Source organism: Dyadobacter sp. (genome assembly GCF_039919315.1).
In the GTDB taxonomy this organism is placed as follows: Bacteria; Bacteroidota; Bacteroidia; order Cytophagales; family Spirosomataceae; genus Dyadobacter.
The window spans coordinates 20,964-42,959 of sequence record NZ_JBDSFX010000073.1; the positions used below are offsets into that span (position 1 = coordinate 20,964).

General features: G+C 47.1%; 17 protein-coding genes. 11 read left to right on the plus strand and 6 right to left on the minus strand.

Annotated features, from left to right (window positions below; all coding sequences use genetic code 11):
* Nucleotides 1-5 precede the first annotated feature (5 nt).
* Complete coding sequence (locus ABIO93_RS20130) at nucleotides 6-1,439, plus strand: SusD/RagB family nutrient-binding outer membrane lipoprotein (protein ID WP_348070939.1); 1,434 nt, start codon at nucleotides 6-8, stop codon at nucleotides 1,437-1,439.
* A gap of 79 nt (nucleotides 1,440-1,518) precedes the next feature.
* Here ABIO93_RS20130 and ABIO93_RS20135 read toward each other — a convergent pair whose 3' ends face one another.
* Both ABIO93_RS20135 and ABIO93_RS20140 read right to left on the minus strand, forming a co-directional pair.
* Nucleotides 1,519-1,773: a GlsB/YeaQ/YmgE family stress response membrane protein gene (locus ABIO93_RS20135; protein ID WP_348070941.1), complete on the minus strand. Its 255-nt coding sequence runs from the start codon at nucleotides 1,771-1,773 to the stop codon at nucleotides 1,519-1,521.
* 101 nt (nucleotides 1,774-1,874) lie between these two features.
* On the minus strand, nucleotides 1,875-3,212 hold the full coding sequence (locus ABIO93_RS20140) for a glycosyl hydrolase family 28 protein (protein WP_348070943.1): 1,338 nt from the start codon (nucleotides 3,210-3,212) through the stop codon (nucleotides 1,875-1,877).
* Nucleotides 3,213-3,415: 203 nt separating this feature from the next.
* Between ABIO93_RS20140 and ABIO93_RS20145 the strand changes: the two genes are divergently transcribed.
* From ABIO93_RS20145 to ABIO93_RS20185, 9 genes are all read left to right on the plus strand, one after another.
* Complete coding sequence (locus ABIO93_RS20145; protein ID WP_348070945.1) at nucleotides 3,416-5,611, plus strand: chemotaxis protein CheB; 2,196 nt, start codon at nucleotides 3,416-3,418, stop codon at nucleotides 5,609-5,611.
* Nucleotides 5,612-5,640: 29 nt separating this feature from the next.
* On the plus strand, nucleotides 5,641-6,600 hold the full coding sequence (locus tag ABIO93_RS20150; RefSeq protein WP_348070970.1) for an ATP-binding protein: 960 nt from the start codon (nucleotides 5,641-5,643) through the stop codon (nucleotides 6,598-6,600).
* Nucleotides 6,601-6,749: 149 nt separating this feature from the next.
* Nucleotides 6,750-7,172 carry a response regulator gene (locus ABIO93_RS20155; protein ID WP_348070947.1) on the plus strand — a complete coding sequence of 141 codons (423 nt, stop codon included), beginning with the start codon at nucleotides 6,750-6,752 and terminating at the stop codon, nucleotides 7,170-7,172.
* A 132-nt stretch (nucleotides 7,173-7,304) separates the two neighbouring features.
* Entirely contained in the window at nucleotides 7,305-7,520 is a 216-nt protein-coding gene (locus ABIO93_RS20160; protein ID WP_348070949.1) for a hypothetical protein, read from the plus strand.
* Nucleotides 7,505-8,746, plus strand: coding sequence for a DUF4249 domain-containing protein (locus tag ABIO93_RS20165; RefSeq protein WP_348070951.1), 1,242 nt, complete (start codon nucleotides 7,505-7,507; stop codon nucleotides 8,744-8,746). The genes ABIO93_RS20160 and ABIO93_RS20165 overlap by 16 nt, the downstream gene beginning before the upstream one ends.
* A gap of 198 nt (nucleotides 8,747-8,944) precedes the next feature.
* On the plus strand, nucleotides 8,945-13,093 hold the full coding sequence (locus ABIO93_RS20170; RefSeq protein WP_348070953.1) for a two-component regulator propeller domain-containing protein: 4,149 nt from the start codon (nucleotides 8,945-8,947) through the stop codon (nucleotides 13,091-13,093).
* A gap of 312 nt (nucleotides 13,094-13,405) precedes the next feature.
* Nucleotides 13,406-13,570, plus strand: a complete 165-nt coding sequence (locus ABIO93_RS20175) for a hypothetical protein (RefSeq protein ID WP_348070955.1) — start codon at nucleotides 13,406-13,408, stop codon at nucleotides 13,568-13,570.
* Nucleotides 13,567-14,280: a hypothetical protein gene (locus ABIO93_RS20180; protein ID WP_348070957.1), complete on the plus strand. Its 714-nt coding sequence runs from the start codon at nucleotides 13,567-13,569 to the stop codon at nucleotides 14,278-14,280. Before ABIO93_RS20175 ends, ABIO93_RS20180 begins: the two co-directional genes overlap by 4 nt.
* A gap of 58 nt (nucleotides 14,281-14,338) precedes the next feature.
* Complete coding sequence (locus ABIO93_RS20185) at nucleotides 14,339-15,358, plus strand: hypothetical protein (RefSeq protein ID WP_348070959.1); 1,020 nt, start codon at nucleotides 14,339-14,341, stop codon at nucleotides 15,356-15,358.
* 98 nt (nucleotides 15,359-15,456) lie between these two features.
* Here the strand turns inward: ABIO93_RS20185 and infB are convergent, their stop codons facing one another.
* From infB to ABIO93_RS20200, 3 genes are all read right to left on the minus strand, one after another.
* Complete coding sequence (infB, locus tag ABIO93_RS20190; RefSeq protein ID WP_348070961.1) at nucleotides 15,457-18,591, minus strand: translation initiation factor IF-2; 3,135 nt, start codon at nucleotides 18,589-18,591, stop codon at nucleotides 15,457-15,459.
* A gap of 72 nt (nucleotides 18,592-18,663) precedes the next feature.
* Entirely contained in the window at nucleotides 18,664-19,905 is a 1,242-nt protein-coding gene (nusA, locus tag ABIO93_RS20195; RefSeq protein WP_348070963.1) for a transcription termination factor NusA, read from the minus strand.
* 87 nt (nucleotides 19,906-19,992) lie between these two features.
* Complete coding sequence (locus ABIO93_RS20200; RefSeq protein ID WP_348070964.1) at nucleotides 19,993-20,475, minus strand: ribosome maturation factor RimP; 483 nt, start codon at nucleotides 20,473-20,475, stop codon at nucleotides 19,993-19,995.
* Between the two features lie 169 nt (nucleotides 20,476-20,644).
* Between ABIO93_RS20200 and ABIO93_RS20205 the strand changes: the two genes are divergently transcribed.
* Nucleotides 20,645-21,742: an endonuclease/exonuclease/phosphatase family protein gene (locus tag ABIO93_RS20205; RefSeq protein ID WP_348070966.1), complete on the plus strand. Its 1,098-nt coding sequence runs from the start codon at nucleotides 20,645-20,647 to the stop codon at nucleotides 21,740-21,742.
* Here the strand turns inward: ABIO93_RS20205 and ABIO93_RS20210 are convergent.
* A partial coding sequence (locus ABIO93_RS20210; RefSeq protein ID WP_348070968.1) for a DUF4907 domain-containing protein occupies nucleotides 21,739-21,996 on the minus strand: 258 nt, incomplete at its 5' end. The two genes, ABIO93_RS20205 and ABIO93_RS20210, sit on opposite strands and share 4 nt — an antisense overlap.

Below are 21,996 nucleotides of genomic sequence, written 5' to 3' on the forward strand. Positions count from 1 at the left end.
ACAAGATGAAAAAGATACTCTTATATGGTGTTTCGACGCTGTTTTTGACAACCGCCTGCGTCAGTGGCCTGGACGAGGACTACAACATTGACCCTAAAAAGGCCACGGAGGTGCCCGCTGTCACGCTGGTGGGCAATGCGCAATTTAACCTCACTAACATTATTACGACACCGGATTACAACCTGAATCCCTTCCGGTACTATCTGCAATACTGGGCCGCAGTGCAGTACCCCGACGAAAGCCAATACAACATCAGCGCGCGGGAAATCAACAGTAACTTTTGGGACATATTGTACCAGGATGTGCTGAGCGACTTGCGGGAAGCCAGAAAAACAGTTGAGATCAATACGGTACTTCCCCCGGCAGAAAAGGCCAATCAACTCGCCTCCATTGAAGTGCTGGAAGTTTATACCTGGTCGGTTTTAGTCAATACCTATGGCAATATTCCCTACGGCCAGGCGCTGGATATTACCAATGTTCAGGCCATATACGAGGACGATGCAGCTATTTACGCTGATTTGGTAAAGCGACTCGACGCGGCCATTGCAGCCTTCAACACCGATGCCCCGGGACTGGGCGATGGAGATCTTTACTATGGTGGAGATATGGAAGGTTGGATTAAATTTGCCAATTCACTCAAATTGAGAATCGGTATCACACTCGCCGATGTGGACCTGGCAACAGCCAAAAAGATCTCAGAGCAAGCTGCTCCGCATGTATTTGGATCCTCCACCGATAATGCGCAGCTGAACTACACGGCCAATCCGCCCACGGCTAGCCCGGTCTATGATAATTTGAGGCAGCGTAACGATAATGTCGGTGCTAATACCATGGTGGATATGTTAAATGGGTGGGCTGATCCGCGATTAAACGAATATTTGCGGCCTGCCACAGCGGGCGCGAATGCAGGCAAGTATGTAGGTGGCATTTACGGCAGTTCCAATGTATATGCGCAGTTTGCCCAACCCAGCTCCGTATTACGTGACCCGCAACTGGCAGGTGTGCTGATTTCCTATACGGAAGTTGAGTTCCTGCTGGCAGAGGCCAAAATGAGGGGTTTTAATGTGAATGGCGTTGCCAAGGATCATTACGATCAGGCAGTTACCTCCTCTATCGTCGAAGACTGGGGTGGTACAGTCGCCGAGGCTGCCACCTATCTGGCCAAACCCGCCGTCGCATTCGATGCCGCCAACTGGAAAAAGAGCATCGGCACACAGAAATGGATTGCACTATACAATCAGCCCGTGGAAGCCTGGAAGGAGTGGCGAAGACTTGACTTTCCCGCTTTGAAAAAACCCGCACAAGCCCAATCGGAGATGCCACTGCGTTTTCCTTATCCCTTTACAGAGCAAAACCTGAACAGTGCCAATTACCAGGCCGCATCCACAGCCATGGGCGGAGATGTGGTCACATCAAAGATATTCTGGGATCTGAAATAGTTGATCTGAGCGATCATTTTTTGCAAAATGGGCCTGAAGCATTACGCTTCAGGCCCATTTATTGGTTTCAAACAGCTCGTTATGACTTGGTAGCTACTTTTCTATAAATAAAAAGAAGAATCACTGCGCCCAGGATCGCCACAAAAAGACTTCCAATATTGAAGCCATCAACGGTCCCATAGCCAAGTAGAGAGGAGATCCAGCCGCCTAACACGGCTCCGGCAATACCAATAAGAATGGTAACAATAAAGCCTCCGGGGTCTTTTCCCGGGTGAATGGCTTTTGCGATAGCACCTGCGATAAGGCCGATAATGATCCATGTGATAATTCCCATAATTGCTCAGTTTAGATTAAATTGTTGTTGTCTTTGTACTGGCAAAAAGTGTGCCGAGTCACAGCAATTCATAAATTATAGGAATTTGCTCCCATATAGCTTTACCGCACTGATCCGATCAACTTTTGATTCACTCTCACATTGATCATCTCAAAGTCCTTGACAACGCTTTTGTCGCAAGAGGCATTCTTAGCGACAATATCCAGATTTTCAAACTTGAATTTGGATAGTTTATCGTATTCACCAGGGCTTACATCAAAGAAAACTTCACATTTTAACTTGATGTTTTTCAAGCTAATGTGATCACAAGACGAGAGAGGCACGTCTTTTCTTCCTTTCAGATCGAAAAACTGCTTCCAGGGCTTGACATAAATTAAACTGTAAGCATAGCCGTCGATATTTTCAACGCTGATAAACTCATACAGTTGAGGGGTGTCCGGTCGCATTTTGAGCCAGAGCACTCTCATTGCGTTAGTAATGTGAGAGTTTCGCATAATGATATTTTTATTGTGTATGGCCTCGCTTCCGCAGGTGAGTGCGGCATGGCAAAAACCAAACTCGCAATCTTCAATAATCACATTGGTATTAGCGCCATTACCGGGTTCTTTATCAGCATAAGGGCCTTTTCCTCCTTTTAAAGCAATGGCATCATCGTTGACGGCCAGATAGCAGCCTTTGATGAGTACATTGCTACACACATCCAGGTCTATGGCATCCGTACTGGGCGCTTTTACAGGTTCGTGCGGGGCTGTGATCCGCACATAGAGTATCTTGATGTTGTTGCATTGATAATAGTGACTAGTCCAGAAACCCGAATTTTGAAGCCGTACATCCTGCACCTGTACATCGTTACTTTTCCAGATAAAAACCAGGCGCGGCCGTGAGACTTCCAGATTGGTGCAATTGGGGTTCTCTTTTCTTCTTTGCCAAAACGCTTTCCAGTAATGGAGCCCATTACCATCAATGGTACCCTTACCTGAAATCGTAAAGCCATTTACACCATAGGCGTTGACCAGAGCAGGGAAGTAATCCAGGTTCTGCCCCTCCATCCTGGAGGGCATGAGCGGGTAATCCGAGATCCGGTCAGAACCCTTTAACACAGCCCCTTCGGAGACATATAAATGCGTGTTGGGCTTAAAAAATAGCGCGCCACTCATAAACGTCCCCTTTGGAATAATAATTACCCCACCCCCCTGCTGATGGGCCAGGTCAATGATCTGTTGGATAGCGACGGTTTGCACCACATTGCTGTCAGCCGAAGCACCATGTGCTGTGATCACAAACTGCTTGCCAAGATTCGCCAATTTTATTTTGGAACTGTCTGAAAACCAGTCAGGTATTTTGGTTCCGTCAGGAAACTTAGTTGATTTTGCCGTTTGGGGAAAAGCAGCTGCTGACAAGCAGGTGAAATAAAGGGAGAGCAGAAAGTGTTTGATCATAACCGTGGTTTGTATTAGCCGCTGACAGATAACAAAAGTATAGCATACCGTTAGTAATTTTGTTGCCTTGCCAGCAAAAGAAGTTCCTATTTTCTAAACCGCAATGTTATCACCAATGAGATAGGCTTCGTTAATTAGAGATTGGTATCATTAAAGGTTACCTTGTAGATATTCCATGGAATTAATTCCAATCCGCCTACCAAATGTTTGCAGGAGAACCACATCATATCATTGCCATAGGCGCTTCGGCGGGCGGCCTTGACGAAATAAATACTTTTTTTGACCACACTCCCCTCGATGGCGTTTCCTACGTCATTGTCCAGCATTTATCTGCCGAGTTCAAAAGCCGAATGGTTGAGCTGCTTTCCAAGCATAGTAAGCTCGTAGTCCAGCAGGCCGAGCACGGTATGACAATAAGGGGCAATCAGGTCTATCTGATTCCAAACGACAAGTTTATGACCGTTCGCGGGCACTGTCTGTATTTAAGCGACCGGGAGCATGACCGCAGTCCCCATATGACAATCAATACTTTTTTTTCATCGCTGGCCCTAGATTATGGCCCAAAGGCGATCGGGGTGATTCTTTCGGGGATGGGATCTGACGGCACCGATGGCATTAAGGCCATCAAAAAAGCGGGCGGCCTAGTCATCGCCAGAGAGCCGGAAGGTACAGAGTTTCATAGCATGCCTGCTAACGCGATCGCAACGGGGATGGTCGATTTTATCCTTGAACCCGCATTCATGCCTGCTGTGATAGAAGATTATGTGAAAAGAGATCTGGATTTAATGGCTTCAGGTATCAATGATGAGCGACACCTGATTGAAATCATCGAACTGATCAATCAGCAGTTACCACTTGATTTTTCTGATTACAAACAGTCCACCATCCTGCGAAGGATAAAAAGAAGGGCAGCGTCCAATAACTTCGGCGATCTGGAAAGCTACATTGAATTTGTTAAAGCAAATCCACAGGAGTTAGAAGCACTTGCCAAAGATTTTTTAATTAGCGTAACAGGCTTTTTTCGAGATACGGAGGCTTTTAATTTGATCGAAACCCAGGTGCTTCCTGCTATTATTACGGCCCTTGAGCCCCAGCAGGAGATCAGGATGTGGGTGGCAGGATGCGCTACCGGAGAAGAAGCATATTCGCTGGCTATGCTGATCAGTGAGCAGCTAGGGGATAAAATCAATGAATGTGTGGTCAAGATCTTCGCTACCGATATTGATCACGCAGCATTGGCACATGGTGGTAAGGGTCTATACCACTCCGGGATCATGGCCAGTGTAACCAAAGGGCGTCTTGAAAAGTTTTTTTCACTGGAAGGTGATAAGTACCGGGTAAAACCCGAGCTTCGAAAGATGGTTATTTTCGCCCAGCATGACTTGGTGAAAAATCCGCCTTACTGCAATATGCATTTGGTCAGCTGCCGTAACCTTTTGATCTACATGGCACCGGCACTACAAAAGAAAATTTACCTGATGCTGCTTTTTGGACTAAGACAGCATGGTTACCTCTTTTTGGGATCCAGTGAAAATCCCATTCCGATCATGCAGAGCCTGGAAGTGGTCAATAAAAAATTAAAAGTCTATAAGAACCTCGAGGCCAATCAGGCTGTCAGGTTTGATTCTTTTTTGTTGCCCGAACTCTCTTATAAAAAGCCTTCAGATCCATTCAATACGCAACAGGAAACATTGAAAAGCTCTGACCGAACCCTTGGCGATGCGGTCAGCGAGACTTTGAGCAAAGACCAGAAGGATCTTGTCATCTGTATTGATCAAAATGGAAAGATCCTGAAATTTTATGGGGATAATACAAAATTCCTGCTTCAGAAAATCATGACCAGCGATTTTACAGAGCTGCTTCCAGGGCCATTGTCGATCGCATATAAAACAATGATCAGCCATGTAATCAAGACCGGAGAAGCTTCCCTGGTTAGTGGAATAAAAATAAAACAGGGCGAGCATATCATTGAAGTGACTTTGTCGATTATCCCAATGATTTTTAAAGGCCGGCCCAATGGGTTTTTGGTAGTCCGTATTCATCAGGACAAATTACATCAGGTAGCCGCAAATGATGATGTGGTTTTTGATGAAGAAATTTATCTTAGTAAGTACACCCTCAGCCTGGAACAGGAAAACAGAGAGCTCAAAGAAAAACTTGCTGTTTCCAGTGAGAAATTGTTCTCCATGAATGAGAACATGCAGTCATTTAATGAAGAATTGCTGTCTGCAAATGAGGAAATGCAAAGTACAAGTGAAGAAATGCAGTCCATCAATGAAGAGCTGCATACCATCAATTCTGACTATCAATTTAAAAACAAAGAGCTTTTAGAGCTCAATGACGATCTCAATAATTATTTCCGCAGCAACGTTAACGGACAGCTAGTGAACTCCGGCTGATAAAATTTTCCCCTGGCGCAGTCAAACTGATTAACCTTGTCGACAGTGATATCGGAAGGCCGCTGGGCAACATTTCTACAAATTTCAGAATTGAGACTATTATTGAAGATATCAGGCAGGTATTGTCCAGCAATGATATGGTGGTAACAAAAGAAATTGAAGCTCAAAATGGTAAGTGGTATCAGGTCATGACCATGCCTTATGTCCGTCATAGCAGCAACAAAACTGCCGGAGCTATCATTACATTCAACGATATCACTGAGCTTAAAAGGACCCAGCAGCAACTCGATAAAAAAAATGAGATCCTGATGCGTATCAATGCGGATCTGGAAAATTTTGTCCACACGGCCTCACATGATCTGCTGGATCCGCTCAACAGCATAGAAGGAAGCATCACGGTAATGAATGCAATTAATGTCAACAATGCAGAGCTTAACGAATTTTTGCCGATCATCAACACCTCAGTGAAAAAATTCCGTTCCCTGATCAGTGAAATTGCCGTAGTGGCTAAAATTGAAAACGATTCTTTGGTAACCGAATTGGTCGACATGGACGAGATCCTGGATAACATCGATTGGAGCCTGAGCGAGAAGATCAAATCCAGCGGGGCAGTCATTAAAAGGGACGTGCGTGTGAAGCACATCGTATTTTCAAAAAAAAACCTGCGAAGTATACTTTATAACATCATTTCAAATGCAATAAAGTACAGATCAGAACGCGCGCCACTTATTGAAGTTCGTATAGCTTTTGAAAACGAGCATACCATACTTTCAGTCCAAGACAACGGAATGGGGATGGATAAACGCCATGTAGATAAAATCTTCGATAAGTATAGCAGGCTTCCGACCACCGTGGATGGTTATGGGATTGGGTTGTATCTGGCCAAAAAGATAGTTAATGCATCAGGCGGTACCATCACCGTAGAAAGCGAGCCCGACAAGGGAAGTAAGTTCTCCATTATATTTAGTAACCTGCCTGCTGTTATATAATTACTATTCAGTTACTGGCACCGATACAGAACTTTCTAGTATCTGGCTTGTGGTTGCTTGCAATTGAATCAAATTGTTTGCAAATGCTCAGATCGTTGTACATTAGGGTAGGCTTACGGAAGCCTACTTGAACTTAGGCCACATGATCGATGAATAAAAATGGAAATATCATTGTCATTGAAGATGACGCGGATGATCGATTCATGTTTGAGGAAGTCTTTGAACTTTTGGCTTATCCCAACAAGCGCCGCTATTTTTTTAACGGAATTGAGGCGCTGGAATACCTGAAAAGCACAACCGAGCTACCATTCATCATCTTTTCTGACATTAACATGCCCATGTTAGACGGGTTGGAGTTACGCAAAAAACTACATACCGACGCCCGTTTAAGTTTAAGGTGTATTCCTTATCTTTTCTTTTCTACGACCGTTGATCAACAGGCCGTAATTGATGCTTATAGCATGTCCGCACAAGGCTTTTTTGTCAAGCCTAACAAGTTCGAAGATCTAAAAACCACCATCAAGATCATTATCGATTACTGGAAGAAGTGCGCTGCCCCCAATAACTTTTAGGCCTGTGATCGGGAAGATATCGTCCCATTCACTGACTGAGAAAAATCTTAACCAACTGATCAGTAAGTCAATTCAACTGTCACCTTTCGTAACTATTGAATCAGATTACTTCGTTGCTAAAATTTGCTTTACATGCCACGCAGGTTTCTACTTTACGCCCTACCACTGCCCACGCTGGCAGCTGCTCAGAACAATATTTTTGCAGCCTTTGAGGAATATAAAAATAACAATTTTACAGTGCTGGGCTTCTCTTTGGATAGAGGCAATGCGCGCAGCGCCTGGGCTCCAGCAGAAAGGCTCGGAGATACTGGGCCCCAAAAAGTGAATTTAATATGGTTTTACTACTGATGGCATATACAGCAGTTGCCCTTGTCGCTTTTCTGAGTTGGAGCGGATTTCCCAGGTATTGCAAAGGGCGGCATGTTAAGCGGTCGCCTGATGCTCGCAGCATGAGGATATTGTTGATGGGTTTTCTGACTTCGCTGCTTTTTACAGAGGGCTGCGTCGAACCTTTTTCACCGCCGGAAATCAATACGGACCAAGGTTATCTGGTCGTCGACGGATTTTTCAATGTTGGGGCCACCGATACCAGCAGGATCGAATTACGACAAACACAACACATCAATCAAAGCGCCCAACCGGTTATCGAAACAGGCGCTTCGGTAGCAGTGGAAGAGCAGGCAGGACAGAGCTATCCTTTTTTTGAAGCCGGCGCGGGAATCTATTTATTGCCGCCGGGTTCCTATAATATGGCTGGTCAATATCGGATACGGATTAAAACCCAGAGCGGAAAAGAATACCTTTCCGATTACGTAGCGGTGAGCCGGACACCTGTGATTGACAGCATTACCAACCGGTTTGATCCCATTCAAGATGCGATGGTTTTTTATGTCAATACCCACGATGCAGCTAACCGGACGCAGTTTTACCGCTGGAAGTTTGATGAGACCTGGGAATACGAGGCGACCTACTATTCAGCCCTGGAGGTAGTCAATAATCAACTGCTGATCAGAGAGCAAAATATTAACAAATGCTGGGGCAGTAAAAAGTCAGGTAGTATTCTACTGGGGAGCACCGTCAGGCTAAGCGGTGATGTTATTAAGGATCTGCCCCTGAACCGGGTACCGGTCTCCACCAACAGGCTTTTCATTAAATACAGCATGCTCGTCAAGCAGTACGGCTTATCGCGCCAGGCATTTGAGTATTGGACAGACCTGGCCAAAACCACACAGGCAACCGGCAGTCTTTTTGATCCGCTCCCCTCGCAGGTCACCGGAAATATAACGAATCCTGCCGATCCCAAAGACCTGGTTTTTGGCTATTTCAGCGCCTCAACCGAGGAGACCAAACGAATTACGATTTCGCCCAACCTCGGGGTGTTTCCCAGGTGCACAGAACCAGACACCATTCCCGTCAGATGCAGCGGCCGCGCCGAGGAGCCTTGCGCGCTCAATACCCAGCAACTGCTGCTTACTTACTGGGGCCCGCGTGCCGAATATGTCTTGATAGCATCACCTGAATGTACCGACTGCCGCATGAAAGGGGGTACCACCAAGCGGCCTGTTTTCTGGTAGAGGCTTACCCTACAAAAAGCGCCGCCACATATATATCCCTCCCATTAATCTAGTCTTATCAAAAAAGGGAATCTAACGAGGGTGAATGGTAATGGCTACCTACTCGGCCAAACTTTACCGCTTCCTAATTTTCTTCGGATAAGTCTCTGATTCAGCGAAAAATACGCTAGCTTGACAGCGAAACTTGCTTAGATCATCATGATCCAATTCGCACTCCGGTATTTGCTTGCATTGGTGCTCGTTTTGATGAACGAAATAGCTGTTTTTGGTCAAAGTCCAATGCTGGAAACCATCAGTACCCCGCCCGGCTTTGACGCCCACGAAATAGCTGACATCCGTCAAGACAAACAGGGCTATCTATGGCTTGCTACCGGTTCAGGACTGCTACGTTTTGACGGCTACAACTGGAAGGTTTATCAACACGATGCCCAAAACGGCAATTCACTTGCGAGTGACAACATCCGAGCCGTGTGTCCGACCCGTGACGGACTGGTGTGGACTGGTGGGTGGAGCTCGGGTTTAGACTGTTTGAATCCTGAAAGCGGCAAAATTACCCACCATCCGCTCATCAAAGGAAAGCAATACAGGTATGAGGACAACGCCATCAGTGCGCTGTTGGAAGATCATTTGGGTAACCTTTGGGTCGGTACGGTGGGCGGTCTGTACCGGTTGGAAAAGAAGACAGGTAATTTCATTGCCTATCTATCTGTCGCAAAAAATGCACGCACCCTCAGTCACAGCCATATCAGCAGTATTTACGAGGATAGACAAGGTACGCTTTGGGTGGGAACAGGCGATCAGGGCAGCCCTAACCCTTTTGAAGGAGGACTCAATAAGCTCGACCGAAAGACTGAAACATTCACCCGCTACCTACACAGCCCGACTGACCCCGGCACCCTGGTTGAAAACAGGGTGCTGGCCATCTTCGAGGATAGCCGCGGAACTTTCTGGGTCGGAACAGGAGGGGACGGTCTGCATACTTTTGACCGCAAATCCGGCAGGTTCACCCGCTATCCTTTTCAGCAGGCTGATACAGACAGGCTAAGCCGGCCTTTTCCCAAGGAAAAAAACCTTCGCTCATTTCCTACAAGTGGCATCCGGTTTATCCAGGAAGATCCCGCAGGCGGGATCTGGATTGGAACAATGGACGCTGGGGCAAACCGGTACGATCCGCTCACACAGCGCGTAACATCGTATAGGACACCGGCGGAAGGACTCGCGGATTTTAACCTTTTTTCCGCCTGCCGCGCCCGTGACGGCACGCTTTGGATGGGTACCATACCGGGTCACCTGATCAAGGTACTTACCACCAAGAGCCTGGTCAAGAAAGTAAAAATGCGATCAGGTGTGCATTATTTTCAGGAAGACTCCTCTGGATTGCTTTGGATGGGCACCATCAGCGGGCTGGTGGCCGGGGAGGCCGTCACAAAGGGAGCTGGCAAGTGGTTTGAAAGGGTCAAAGAGCAAACGCAGCTTTTAACAGATCATGTCACAAGGCTCAACACAGACCAGCAAGCCAACCGATGGATCTCTACCTGGAATAACGGATTGTATTTTTATGAGCGTTCCAGCGGGCAGTTTACCCATTATGAGCACGACTCATCCAACGCATCCAGCATGAGTCCGGGGGAAGCGGCTGGCTTTTATCAGGACCGCAGCGGGACAAACTGGGTACTGACCGCAGGCGGCCTGGACAAACTCGATAGGCGTTTGCGCAAATTTAGTCATTACCGTCATCGGGATCGCGACAGCACCTCGATTAGTAATAACTACATTCTCTCAGTGCTAGAAGACCACGCGGGCCAGTTCTGGGTGGGGACTAATGGCGGGGGGCTTAACCTGATGGACCGCTTGACAGGAAAGTTTAAGCACTTTCTGCCATGGAGCATTGTCACTCAGCTTGTTGAAGATGCTTCCGGCAGATTATGGGTGACCTCCTCGCTGGGATTGCACTACTACGACCGTGGGCGCGGTATTTTTGTTTCTTTTGCCGATCCTGACTCCGGCAAGCCGCTCGCTTTTGTAAAAGCAATGGTTGAGGATAATCAAGGTAATCTGTGGATTGCCATGTCCAGCGGCATTGCAGCCATCAATTCCAATCGTAAAACCATGCGCCTGTTTGGCCGCAACTACGGTATTCCCATCGGGGAGGATTTCTTTTTTGGAGGCAGCTACAAACGCCGTGATGGTAGCATTTACTTCGGAAGCATGGACCGGTATTTTCATTTCCAGCCGGAGGTCCTGCTCAAAGACCAACCCGTACCGCCGTTACTTAATTTTTCTGCCTTCAGGGTGCATAATCAGTTGATGAGCCCTGCCGCGCAATCGTTTGAGCTCTCCTACAAGCAAAATGTTTTCTCCATTGACTTTGCGGCGATCGATTTTCGGCACCCTGAGCTTCACTTATATACCTATAAACTTGAAAATTACGACCTGCAATGGCATCCTTTGAGCGCTGAGCGCACCGCTAACTATTTCAACGTTCCCCCTGGCAGCTACAATTTTCACCTGAGAGCGGCCAATAGCGATGGAATTTGGGTTGAAAAATCCATGCCCATCCTCATTTCACCACCCTGGTGGCGTACTGCTTGGGCTTACGGGTTGTACGCGCTGGTGCTGGCAGGACTCTTCTTTGGCGGCTGGCAGCTGTTGCTCAGGGGAGAACGCGCAAAAAGTGCATTAAAAATCCGGGAGATTAAGGCCCAGCAGCTACTGGAAATGGACCGATTGAAATCCGATTTTTTTGCCAATATCACACACGAGTTTCGCACGCCTCTGACCCTTATTCTCAGTCCTTTGGAGCATTGGCTGAGCAGTTTGCCCAGTGAGAGTCCGTATGCCAGCCAGTTTAAAAGCATGCAACGAAATGGCAGGCGGCTTTTGCATCTGGTCAATCAGTTACTGGACCTCTCCAAGCTGGAAGCCGGCAAGATGCAGCTCGATGCCCAGCCAGGTGATCTGATTTATTTCGTAGATCGCATTACCGCTTCTTTTTCCGCTATGGCCCAGAGCCGGGGAATCACCTATCAGGTCTCAGTACCTCAAGGGAATCTTTGGCTTTACTTTGACGCTGATAAGCTCGAAAAAATTCTAAATAACCTGCTCTCGAATGCCTTTAAGTTCACACCCGACAATGGCCGGGTTACTGTGTCGCTACTTTTAGTTGCGAATCTGGAAGAACAAAAAAAGACTTCTGAGAAACCAAATATACTGGTTGAACTAAAAGTGACAGACAGTGGCAGCGGGATTCCAACCGAGCAGCTAGAACGGATCTTTGATCGCTTTCATCAGCTTGGCAATTCCGGTGACCGCCAGGCTGAGGGCTCTGGCATTGGCCTAGCCTTGACCCGCGAGCTGGTCGAACTGCATCAAGGTGCTATCACAGTGTTGAGCGCTGTGGGGCAGGGGAGTGAGTTTGTGGTTTCCTTACCACTGGAAATGCTTCATGCCGCCCAATCAGGACAGCTCTCATCGCTGGCATCACAAGTGACCCGTGCAGTCTCAGGCTTTACTGATCAGCATTTATCATCAGTATGGGAACAAAGCCAGCAGCAAAGCGGCAATGCCCATTCAGATGCGCCGATCGTTTTGGTGGTGGAAGACAATGCAGACCTGCGCAGTTTTATTTGCCAATCGTTGAGTGAACACTTGGTTTACCGCTTATTGGAGGCTGCTGATGGGGAGGCGGGTTACCTCCTGGCCCAGCGACACATTCCCGACCTGGTGATTTCCGATATTATGATGCCCAAAATGGATGGGATCATAATGTGCCAGCGGCTGAAAACGGATGAAAAAACCAGTCACATTCCTGTCATCTTACTAACCGCTAAAACTGCTACTGAAAATAAAGTACATGGACTTCAAACAGGAGCAGACGAGTATCTGACCAAACCATTTGAAGTCAAAGAGCTGCTGGCCCGGATCGATAATCTGATCCGGGGACGGCGACTGCTCAAAGAGCGGTATACTCGTCAGCTTACGCTGCAACCCTCCAACATTGCCATCACCTCTACCGATGAGCAATTTCTGACCCGCGCGATGCGTATCATCGAGCAGTACATGGCCGATGAGCAGTTCAGCGTCGATGTCTTCGGCAGGGAGATTGGGATGAGCCGGATGCAGCTCTACCGCAAGTTAAATGCCTTGACGGGGCAGTCACCCAGCGATTTTATCAGGACCATCCGCCTTCAACGCGCCGCGCAGTTGTTGTCAGCCCATAGCGGCACGGTATCCCAGATCGCCGACCAAGTGGGTTTTGGCTCGCATTCTTATTTCTCCAAATGTTTCCAGGAACTATACGGCAAGACGCCTTCTGCATTCCTGGCTGAGCTCGATACAGCCCTTTAATTCAAATCTGTTTGCAACTGCTTTCCTGATTTTGTTTGTGGCAGCTGGCAGCCATATCGGGCTCAGGATCGATGATGCCATCGCCCAGGAGCAAATTCCAAGAGGGGTTGAAGGAAGTTATAGACAGCATCCATGGTTACCATTGTTGCAGCTTTTGTTACAAGGGCGGTAGGGCCAAGTTTGAGAATAACACGGCTCTTTAAAGGACGTTACCAGATTTGTATATTGAGGGCTCTTCGTGCTAACTGCTGGCTGATATAGCAGATTACTTTTGGTTGAAAGATTTACATCGGTTCAACCATTCAAAATCCAATGAAAACAGATCTCCCCAACCAAGAAAAGACACTCATGCTATTGATGATCGTTACCTACTGGACAGTTATTTTGATTATCTGCTGGTTTTCCTACGAAAGTATAACACAGTTTGTAGTGCACACTTTTTCTCAGGCCCGTATCACTGCATTCTCGCGGCCATGATCAGTCCCGCGCAAGAAAGTGTTTATGCAGGAATGGATAAGCTTTCAAGTAAGAATAGTTCAGGAAGATATTTCTTTATGGTAATGGCCTGTGTGTTTTGCGTGATGGCAGTGGCAGGCTTTGTTCCCAGCTATCAGGCGGCATACGAGGGAACATTTCAATTCCATTGGTTCGTCCATGTGCACGGGGCGATTATGGCTAGCTGGTTGGGGCTGTTTTTTACGCAGGCTGTGTTGGTCAAAAAAGGTAATCTGAAACTGCACCGTAAACTGGGTTTGTATTCTATTGGGCTGGGGATATTGGTCTGGCTGTCAATGGGCATTGTCAGCTACCGCGTCGTGATTGGTTTTCCTGCACGCGTCCATAGTCTTAATGAGGTGATCTGGCCAGTGCTGTGGGTGCAATGCTCGGCCATGAATTTGTTTGGATTGTTTTTTACCTGGGCGATCCTTGCAAGAAAAGATGCCGCCGTCCATAAACGTCTGCTTTACATGGCTATGCTGGTTTTATTACAAGCGGCCGTTGGCCGGATGATCTGGCTTCCATGGTATGGCTTGGATCATCCCAATGCCTTTTTTCTTTATCTGGACTTGCTGCTGATCCCGCTGATCGTGTATGATCTGGTAACTACAAACCGGATTCATCGAATGACCATGATTGGAAGTTTGGGCATTATCGCAGTGCAGCTCGTTACCATCTCAGTGTTCTGAGACCTGTTTGTGATATGACCCGTTTGGTCTAAAACATTTCAAAAGCTCAATTATTATCATGGAAATTCTATTGGAAAACAAGGGCTCTAAGCACATTGCGCTCGGCAAGGGCCGCTTCTTTTTTGTCTCTATGGCCATTCTTTTTCCAATTCTTGTGGCGCTCGGCTTCGTTCCCGACTACCAGTTGATTGCGAGTGGGCAGATCAAAGTCCATTGGTTTCTGCATGTTCATGGCCTGATCATGACCGCATGGCTTGGCATCTTTCTGGCGCAAAGCCTGCTTGTGGCCAATGGAAATGTGAAACGGCACCGGCAACTGGGGCAAACTGGCTTTATATTGGGCATACTGGTCTGGATTTCGCTGGTAATCATCACCGTTCGCGCGCTGATTGTCAATAATCCACCGGAGGCCGACGGCCAGTTTGACATTCTCTTCATTCAATTGCAGGGTATGGTCCTGTTCGGGCTGTTCTTCGCCTGGGGCATGTGGATTCGCAAAAAGAATGCAGCAGCACACAAACGCCTGCTTTTTTTGGCAACCGCTATCCTCCTGCAAGCTGCGGTGGACCGGATCCGCTTCCTGCCCGGATTGCAGAATGCGCTATACATTCGGTTTCTTTACCTGGATTTGCTGCTGATCCCCTTATTTGTTTATGACTGGATTAGCCTCAAACGCATTCACTTGATGACATGGTTCGGCTCTGTGTTGATCTGCGCAGTGCAAGCAGGCATTGTCGTAGGGTGGGGCTCGCCGGTCTGGCACAGGTTCTGGTACAATTCCATTACACCATGGGTAGAGCGGGTCATCGAAGTGAAGCTTAGCACTGCGCAAAGTGATCAGCTTATTGGCAATTACGGGGATGCAAAATGGCATTTAACGATCAGCAGTACCGCCGGGAAACTTTATATGCAGCTTCCCGGGCAAGAGAAGCTCGAATTGGGCGCGGCGTCTGATACCAGCTTATTTGTCAAGGTCACGAATTGGAAACTTAATTTTGTCAAAGCACCTGATGGAAAGGTGACCAAATTGATAAACGATCAGATTGCATTTGTGTGGGAAGTACCGAAAATGCGGTGATGTTGACTGGGTTATAAAAAACAAACGGCTACCTGTCTTATACTAAAAGAGCCTGCGTCAATTAAGATGCAGGCTCTTTGTGCTTGTATATGCTATTCTTAAAGCGTTCTCTTCACCTCACGCAACTCGAAGCTTTCAATAATGTCACCTACTTCGATGTCATTGAAATTTTTGATGCTCAAACCACATTCGTAACCATTTTTTACCTCCTGAACATCATCTTTGTAACGTTTCAATGAGTCGATTTCTCCGGTCAGCAGTACAATACCGTCACGAACGATACGGATCTTGTTGCTTCGTTTCACGAAACCATCCGTCACATAACATCCGGCAATTGTACCAATACGGCTGATTTTAAATACTTCGCGAATTTCGATATTACCAGTGATAATTTCTTCAATCGTTGGAGCAAGCATACCTGTCATCGCGTCCTTGATCTCATCGATTGCACTATAAATTACAGAGTAATGACGGATTTCAATTTGATCCTGCTCCGCCATTTTCTTCGCATTGGAAGAAGGACGGACCTGGAATCCTACGATGATCGCATCGGCAGCAATGGCAAGATTAACATCGGATTCGGAAATCTGACCAACCGCTTTGTGAATGATATTTACCTGAACCTCAGAAGTTGAAAGTTGTAGTAACGAATCAGACAGCGCCTCAACGGATCCATCCACGTCACCTTTAACAATTAGGTTAAGCTCGCGGAAGCTACCAATCGCCTTACGACGGCCAATTTCTTCCAATGTAATATGCTTACGGGTACGAATCGTCTGCTCACGCTGAATCTGCTCCCGTTTGGTAGCGATATCACGTGCGTCACGCTCATTTTCGAAGACATTAAAACGATCACCGGCTTGTGGCGCACCATTCAAACCCAGTAATTGAACAGGCATGGATGGCCCGGCAGTTTTCAGCTTTTTACCAAGGTAATCGGTCATCGCTTTTACCTTACCGAAATGTGCTCCCGCCAAAACAACATCCCCCAATTTCAATGTACCTGTCTCCACCAGGATCGTTGTGACATATCCACGTCCTTTATCCAAAGATGCTTCTACAACAGTTCCGATCGCGCGGCGGTTTGGATTGGCTTTCAGTTCAAGCAATTCTGCTTCCAGAAGCACTTTTTCCAAAAGAAGATCAATACCCAGACCCGATTTGGATGAGATTTCCTGAGTCTGGTATTTACCACCCCATTCTTCCACCAAAATGTTCATATTAGCAAGCTCTTCACGTATTTTTTCCGTGTTAGCGCCGGCTTTATCTACCTTACTAAAAGCAAACACGATCGGAGCACCCGCAACCTGCGCATGGTTGATCGCTTCCCTTGTTTGTGGCATGATGCTATCATCTGCCGCAATGACGATAATGACAACGTCTGTCACTTTGGCTCCACGGGCACGCATCGCTGTAAATGCTTCGTGACCCGGTGTATCCAGGAATGTAACCTGTTTGCCTGTTTTTGTCTTCACACTATACGCGCCAATGTGCTGGGTGATACCACCTGCCTCGCCGCTGGCTACGTTTTCCTGACGGATATAGTCGAGAAGGGATGTTTTACCGTGATCGACGTGACCCATAACGGTCACGATCGGTGCTCTATCAATTAAGCTTTCCTCAGTATCAACTTCTTCTACAACATCGTTTTGAACTTCTTCTTCTGCTGATATAAAGGCAACTTCAAAGCCGAATTCATCAGCGATAAAGGTGATTGCTTCTGCATCCAAACGCTGGTTGATCGAAACGAACATACCCATGCTCATGCAAACCGAGATCACTTCTTGCACGGTCACTTCCATTAAAGAAGCCAGATCGTTTGCCGAAACAAACTCGGTTACCCGCAATACTTTTGTCTCTTCTTCTCCCGATCCGTTTGCATCGTTCTGGTCGGAACGGTCACGACGACGGCCTGATGCTTTGCCACGGGATGTATTTCTAGTGTTTCCACCTCCCATACGAGCCATCGTGGCTTTAATGTTGTCAGATACTTCTTTATCGGATACTTCCTCGCGCTTACCACCTCTGCGGTTGGCACCGGTACTGGCTCCACGGTTATTAGGACCAGTCCTGTTTGCACCTTGCTGGGTAGTTGTAGCCGGCGGCGTGGTGGAGGATCCACCTGTCGTACCGCCAGGTCTATTCCCAGTCCTGTTAGCCGTTCCAGCAGCTGCATTAGCATCCCTTGGAGCAGCGTCTGTGCCGGGTGTTGCGGTCGTGGCTGGTCTGGCCTCACCGGATACAACAACTCCGTCGCGAATTCTTTTTCTCTTTCTACGGCGTTTTTTGTCTGCCGCAGTATCGCTGCTGGAAGCAACAGGGTCTTTTTTCTTTACCTTATCAGAAGGAAGCTCTATTTTACCAACTACACGTAATCCGCGAAGCTGCTCTCCGCGGGCTTCAATCAATTCCGATTCGCCCGATTCTGGCGCGGCAGCCTCAATGGCCGGCGTGGCAACAGGAGCAACTTCGGTTATTGGAGCTACGGGAGCTGGAGGGGTTGTTGCAGCGGGCGTTTGAGCAGGCTGCGTTACGGCAACTTCCACAGCTGCTGGCGTAGCCTGCGGCGTTTCTTGGGTATGGCTGGCTACTGGGCTCTGAGCAGGGGCCTCCACTTTCGGCGCTGCGGGCGCCTCCTGTACAGGAATTGGCGCTGCGACTTCCTTGGACGCTTCAGCGACTGGTTTGGCTTCAACAGCGGCAGCCTCAGGCTTGGCCTGCTCTTTAATGACAGGGGCATCCGCTACGGGAGCCGCCTGCTTATTTTCTACGGGTACCTGCTGAGCTGGCTCAGTTTTCGGTTCTGCTGGTGCAGGTGGGGAGCTTGGCGCAGGTTTTCTTGCATCCAGGTCAATCCTACCAACAACCTTGATACCAGGAAGACGGTTTTCTAAGGATGTTTGTTCAGACGGAGCGGGCTCTTCCACCACCGACTTTTCTTCTACCTTAGGCGTATTGCGGAAATACAGTATGTCATCCACATCGCTTTTAACTTTTTCTTCCTTGATTTCTACCGGAGCTTCTGCTTGCGCAGGCTTATAGGATAGCGAAGATTTCAGATCGTCGGATTTGAAATCTTTTGCCAGAAATTCAATTTGATCAGCATTAATTTTGGTATTCGGGTTACTTTCCACCTTATACCCTTTGGCAGACAGATGATCTACGATCGTAGTAATTCCTACGTTCAGGATCCGTGCCACTTGGCTAAGGCGCATCATTTTATCTTCTGCCATATTAGCAATTAGTAGAAAAAGTTTTGCATTTGGCAGATCTAACCCCTGGATTAAACCTGCCGGTTGTGATAATTATTCAAACTCTTTTCGAAGTATGTCAAGAATTTCTTCCACCGTCGCTTCTTCAAGGTCGGTTCTTCTGACAAGTTCTTCCTTATTGAGCGCCAAAACACTTTTGGCAGTATCCAATCCGATTTTGTGGAGCTCACTGATAATCCATTCATCGATCTCATCGGAGAATTCAGTCAAATCCACATCTTCGTCATTTTGCTCTTCAATATCCCGGAAGACATCGATTTCCATTCCAACCAATTTTCCGGCCAGTTTGATATTTTGCCCTCCTTTACCGATAGCCAATGATACCTGGTCGGGTTTTAGGAAAACAGAAACACGCTTGGCCTCGCGGTCGATATGCATGGAGCTTACCTTAGCCGGACTTAGCGCCCTGCTAATGAGCAGTTCAAGATTGTCGGTGTAGTTGATTACATCTATATTCTCGTTTCCAAGTTCACGGACAATGGAATGTATCCTCGAACCTTTCATACCCACGCACGCACCCACCGGGTCAATTCTGTCATCATAGGATTCAACGGCCACTTTGGCGCGCTCTCCTGGTTCACGAACAACACGTCTGACCGAAATAATTCCATCATAGATCTCAGGAATTTCAACTTCAAACAATCGTTCCAGGAAAATAGGGGAGGTCCTGGATAGCGTGATCTTAGGAGATCCGTTGTTCATTTCCACTTTATGGATTACCGATTTAACGGATTCTCCTTTGCGGAAGCGGTCCTTTGAAATTTGCTCTGTTCTAGGCAGTGAAAGCTCGTTGCCCTCTCCGTCGACAATGATGACCTCGTGTCGGAGGGTCTGATAGACTTCGCCTGTGATCATCTCACCGACCTGATCTTTGTATTTCTCGAACATGATTTCTTTTTCCATGTCCTTGATTTTCTGAATCAGGGTCTGACGCGCTGTTTGAACCAGCCTGCGTCCGAATTCCACTAGTTTGACTTCCTCGGCAACTTCTTCACCTACTTCAAAGTCACTTTGAATTTTTCGTGCTTCGGCTAGCGGAATTTTATTGTAATCCCAGATGTCCTCAGAGTTGTCGTCTACGATCTCTCGTGTGCGCCACATTTCAAGGTCACCGCTTTCGGGGTTAATAATGACATCAAAATTATCGTCGGTGCCGTATTTTTTACGAATCATGGTACGAAATACTTCTTCTAAGACACTGATCATCGTGGGACGATCGATGTTTTTAGAGCTTGCAAACTCGGCGAATGACTCAATTAATATTCCGCTATCCATTGCTTATGTTAAAGAATATTTGCTGATACTAAGTTAGACATATTATATAATTGATTACAAGCCAGTTTGTTTGATTCTGGCTGGTAACTATTTGAAAGAGATTTCAATGAGGGCTTTTGAAATCTCACTAAATGAAATACTCCGGAGCAATGAGCCCTCCTCCACCGGCGTCTTTGATTTTTTCTTGGGTTCTGGCAGTTGCAGACTGATATGTTCATCAGTGACCTCTGTCAGGGTGCCCTGCATGATTTCTCCTGTACTAAGGGTTACCTTGAGATTCCGGCCAACGCTTTTTTGATATTGACGTGGCAGCACCAGTGGCTGGTCCAATCCGGGAGAAGAGACTTCCAGTGTATAGGCCTCAGCGAAAACTTCCAGTTCTTCCAGTTGCTTGGCAAGTCGCCGGCTGATGGATGTGCACTGCTGGATGGTAATTCCCTGGTCGCTATCAACTAGAATCGTTACTTTTTGACTTACCTTAGAAGGCTTAATGATGATATCTATCAGGAAACAATTGCCGTCTTCCAAAAAGGGGGCTACTAAAACTTCTAAATGTTCTTTTATTGTCATGTAAGGCTTACTGCAAATAAAAAAGGGGATTTAAGACCCCCTCAATCAACCGATCAAAATAGAATAGGATGCAAAGATAAAACTATTTTATCATTTCTACAAGTTGCATTGAAAGCCTTCTAAATCAATTTTGATCACCTATTTTTGCAAAAAACCGAATTTTGAATTAATGAGAGGGGTAAAAAAGTTTTTGTGGTTTCTCTATAAGTGTTTTGCTTTTTATACGCTACTGATTTACATACTGATACTGTGGATCCCATCGGGCGGCTGGCTGGCAGGTTTCATGATGATGTCCTTTCCGGTGGTAGTGATCATTCACCTGATATCAGTGCCCATCTGGTTCTTAATAGACAGAAAAAAGGCGCTATTGCCTTTGGTCTTACTGATCGGAAGCGGTATTTTCCTTTCACGCACCTACCGTTTTGGCAGCAAAGACGCTTCCATTGCAGATGAGAGCGGCAACACATTTACGGTCATGAACTACAATGTGCATTCCTTTCAGCGCTTCTCTGACGGGCCCGCCAAGCAGGTAGAAAATCAAATTGAAGACATGAAAAACTGGATTGCCACCAGTGGAGCCGATGTGCTTTGCATGCCGGAATACTTCGATGACGGCTCTGCCCGGTTCAATATGGGGGAGCTGCTCGGGAAAAAGGGGATTAAACATAGCGCGCACTATTCCAACAGTGATAAAAATTACCGTTTAGGGCTCGCCCTTTATTCCAGGTTTCCCATCATTGCCAGAAAGGATACGATTTTTGAAGCCCAAAACGGGATGATACAGGCCGATATCAAAATCAAAAAGGACACGGTGCGGATCATTGGCCTTCATCTTTTTTCGATGACACTCAAACTGAGCACCCTGGTCCATCAGAAAAAGATGGACGGCGTTGCCAAAGAAGGTAAGATCACTTTCTCGCGCATCAAGATGGGCTTTATCAGGCATGCGGCCGAGCTGGAAGTTTTAGAGTCCTGGATAGAGGATTCTCCTTACCCGGTCGTGGTCTGCGGAGACTTCAATGAGATGCCCTACGGCTATGTCTATGGCAACCTGCGAAAGAAACTTGACAATGGATTTGAAAAAGGTGGGAAAGGTTTTGGCTTTACCTTCAATCACCTGCCGTATTTTATCCGGATCGATCACCAGTTTTACAGTCCGGACAGGCTCGGTCTGCTGGACTTTACCACCTATAATAAAATTGGCTATTCAGATCACTACCCAGTCATGGGGCGCTATCAGGTCACCCCTAATCAGGCTGCGCATTAATATTGAATGCGCATACTATCCAACTCTTGGGTGGTAATGGTAGGAGGGAAGGTGCCCTGATCTAGTTTCTTTTGAACCAGTTCCGCTGTTTGGTGGGCAGCCGCTTCGGTTGCAAAGCCCACCTTGCCCGGGATGCCGGGTATAAAGCGCTGCTCAATGACAGCGGTCCTATCCTGGTAGATCCGGTATCCCCACCCCGCTGGCGCCTTGAATGTCTCTACCGAAAAACGAGAAAGGCCTTCGCGGCCCAAGCT

Bases quoted from the DNA above. Each gene is read 5' to 3' on its own strand.
- ABIO93_RS20155 (WP_348070947.1), top strand. From the start codon at position 6,750: ATGAATAAAAATGGAAATATCATTGTCATTGAAGATGACGCGGATGAT.
- ABIO93_RS20170 (WP_348070953.1), top strand. From the start codon at position 8,945: ATGATCCAATTCGCACTCCGGTATTTGCTTGCATTGGTGCTCGTTTTG.
- ABIO93_RS20175 (WP_348070955.1), top strand. From the start codon at position 13,406: ATGAAAACAGATCTCCCCAACCAAGAAAAGACACTCATGCTATTGATG.
- ABIO93_RS20130 (WP_348070939.1), top strand. From the start codon at position 6: ATGAAAAAGATACTCTTATATGGTGTTTCGACGCTGTTTTTGACAACC.
- ABIO93_RS20135 (WP_348070941.1), bottom strand. From the start codon at position 1,773: ATGGGAATTATCACATGGATCATTATCGGCCTTATCGCAGGTGCTATC.
- ABIO93_RS20140 (WP_348070943.1), bottom strand. From the start codon at position 3,212: ATGATCAAACACTTTCTGCTCTCCCTTTATTTCACCTGCTTGTCAGCA.
- ABIO93_RS20180 (WP_348070957.1), top strand. From the start codon at position 13,567: ATGATCAGTCCCGCGCAAGAAAGTGTTTATGCAGGAATGGATAAGCTT.
- infB (WP_348070961.1), bottom strand. From the start codon at position 18,591: ATGGCAGAAGATAAAATGATGCGCCTTAGCCAAGTGGCACGGATCCTG.
- ABIO93_RS20205 (WP_348070966.1), top strand. From the start codon at position 20,645: ATGAGAGGGGTAAAAAAGTTTTTGTGGTTTCTCTATAAGTGTTTTGCT.
- ABIO93_RS20165 (WP_348070951.1), top strand. From the start codon at position 7,505: ATGGTTTTACTACTGATGGCATATACAGCAGTTGCCCTTGTCGCTTTT.
- nusA (WP_348070963.1), bottom strand. From the start codon at position 19,905: ATGGATAGCGGAATATTAATTGAGTCATTCGCCGAGTTTGCAAGCTCT.
- ABIO93_RS20160 (WP_348070949.1), top strand. From the start codon at position 7,305: ATGCCACGCAGGTTTCTACTTTACGCCCTACCACTGCCCACGCTGGCA.
- ABIO93_RS20145 (WP_348070945.1), top strand. From the start codon at position 3,416: ATGTTTGCAGGAGAACCACATCATATCATTGCCATAGGCGCTTCGGCG.
- ABIO93_RS20185 (WP_348070959.1), top strand. From the start codon at position 14,339: ATGGAAATTCTATTGGAAAACAAGGGCTCTAAGCACATTGCGCTCGGC.
- ABIO93_RS20200 (WP_348070964.1), bottom strand. From the start codon at position 20,475: ATGACAATAAAAGAACATTTAGAAGTTTTAGTAGCCCCCTTTTTGGAA.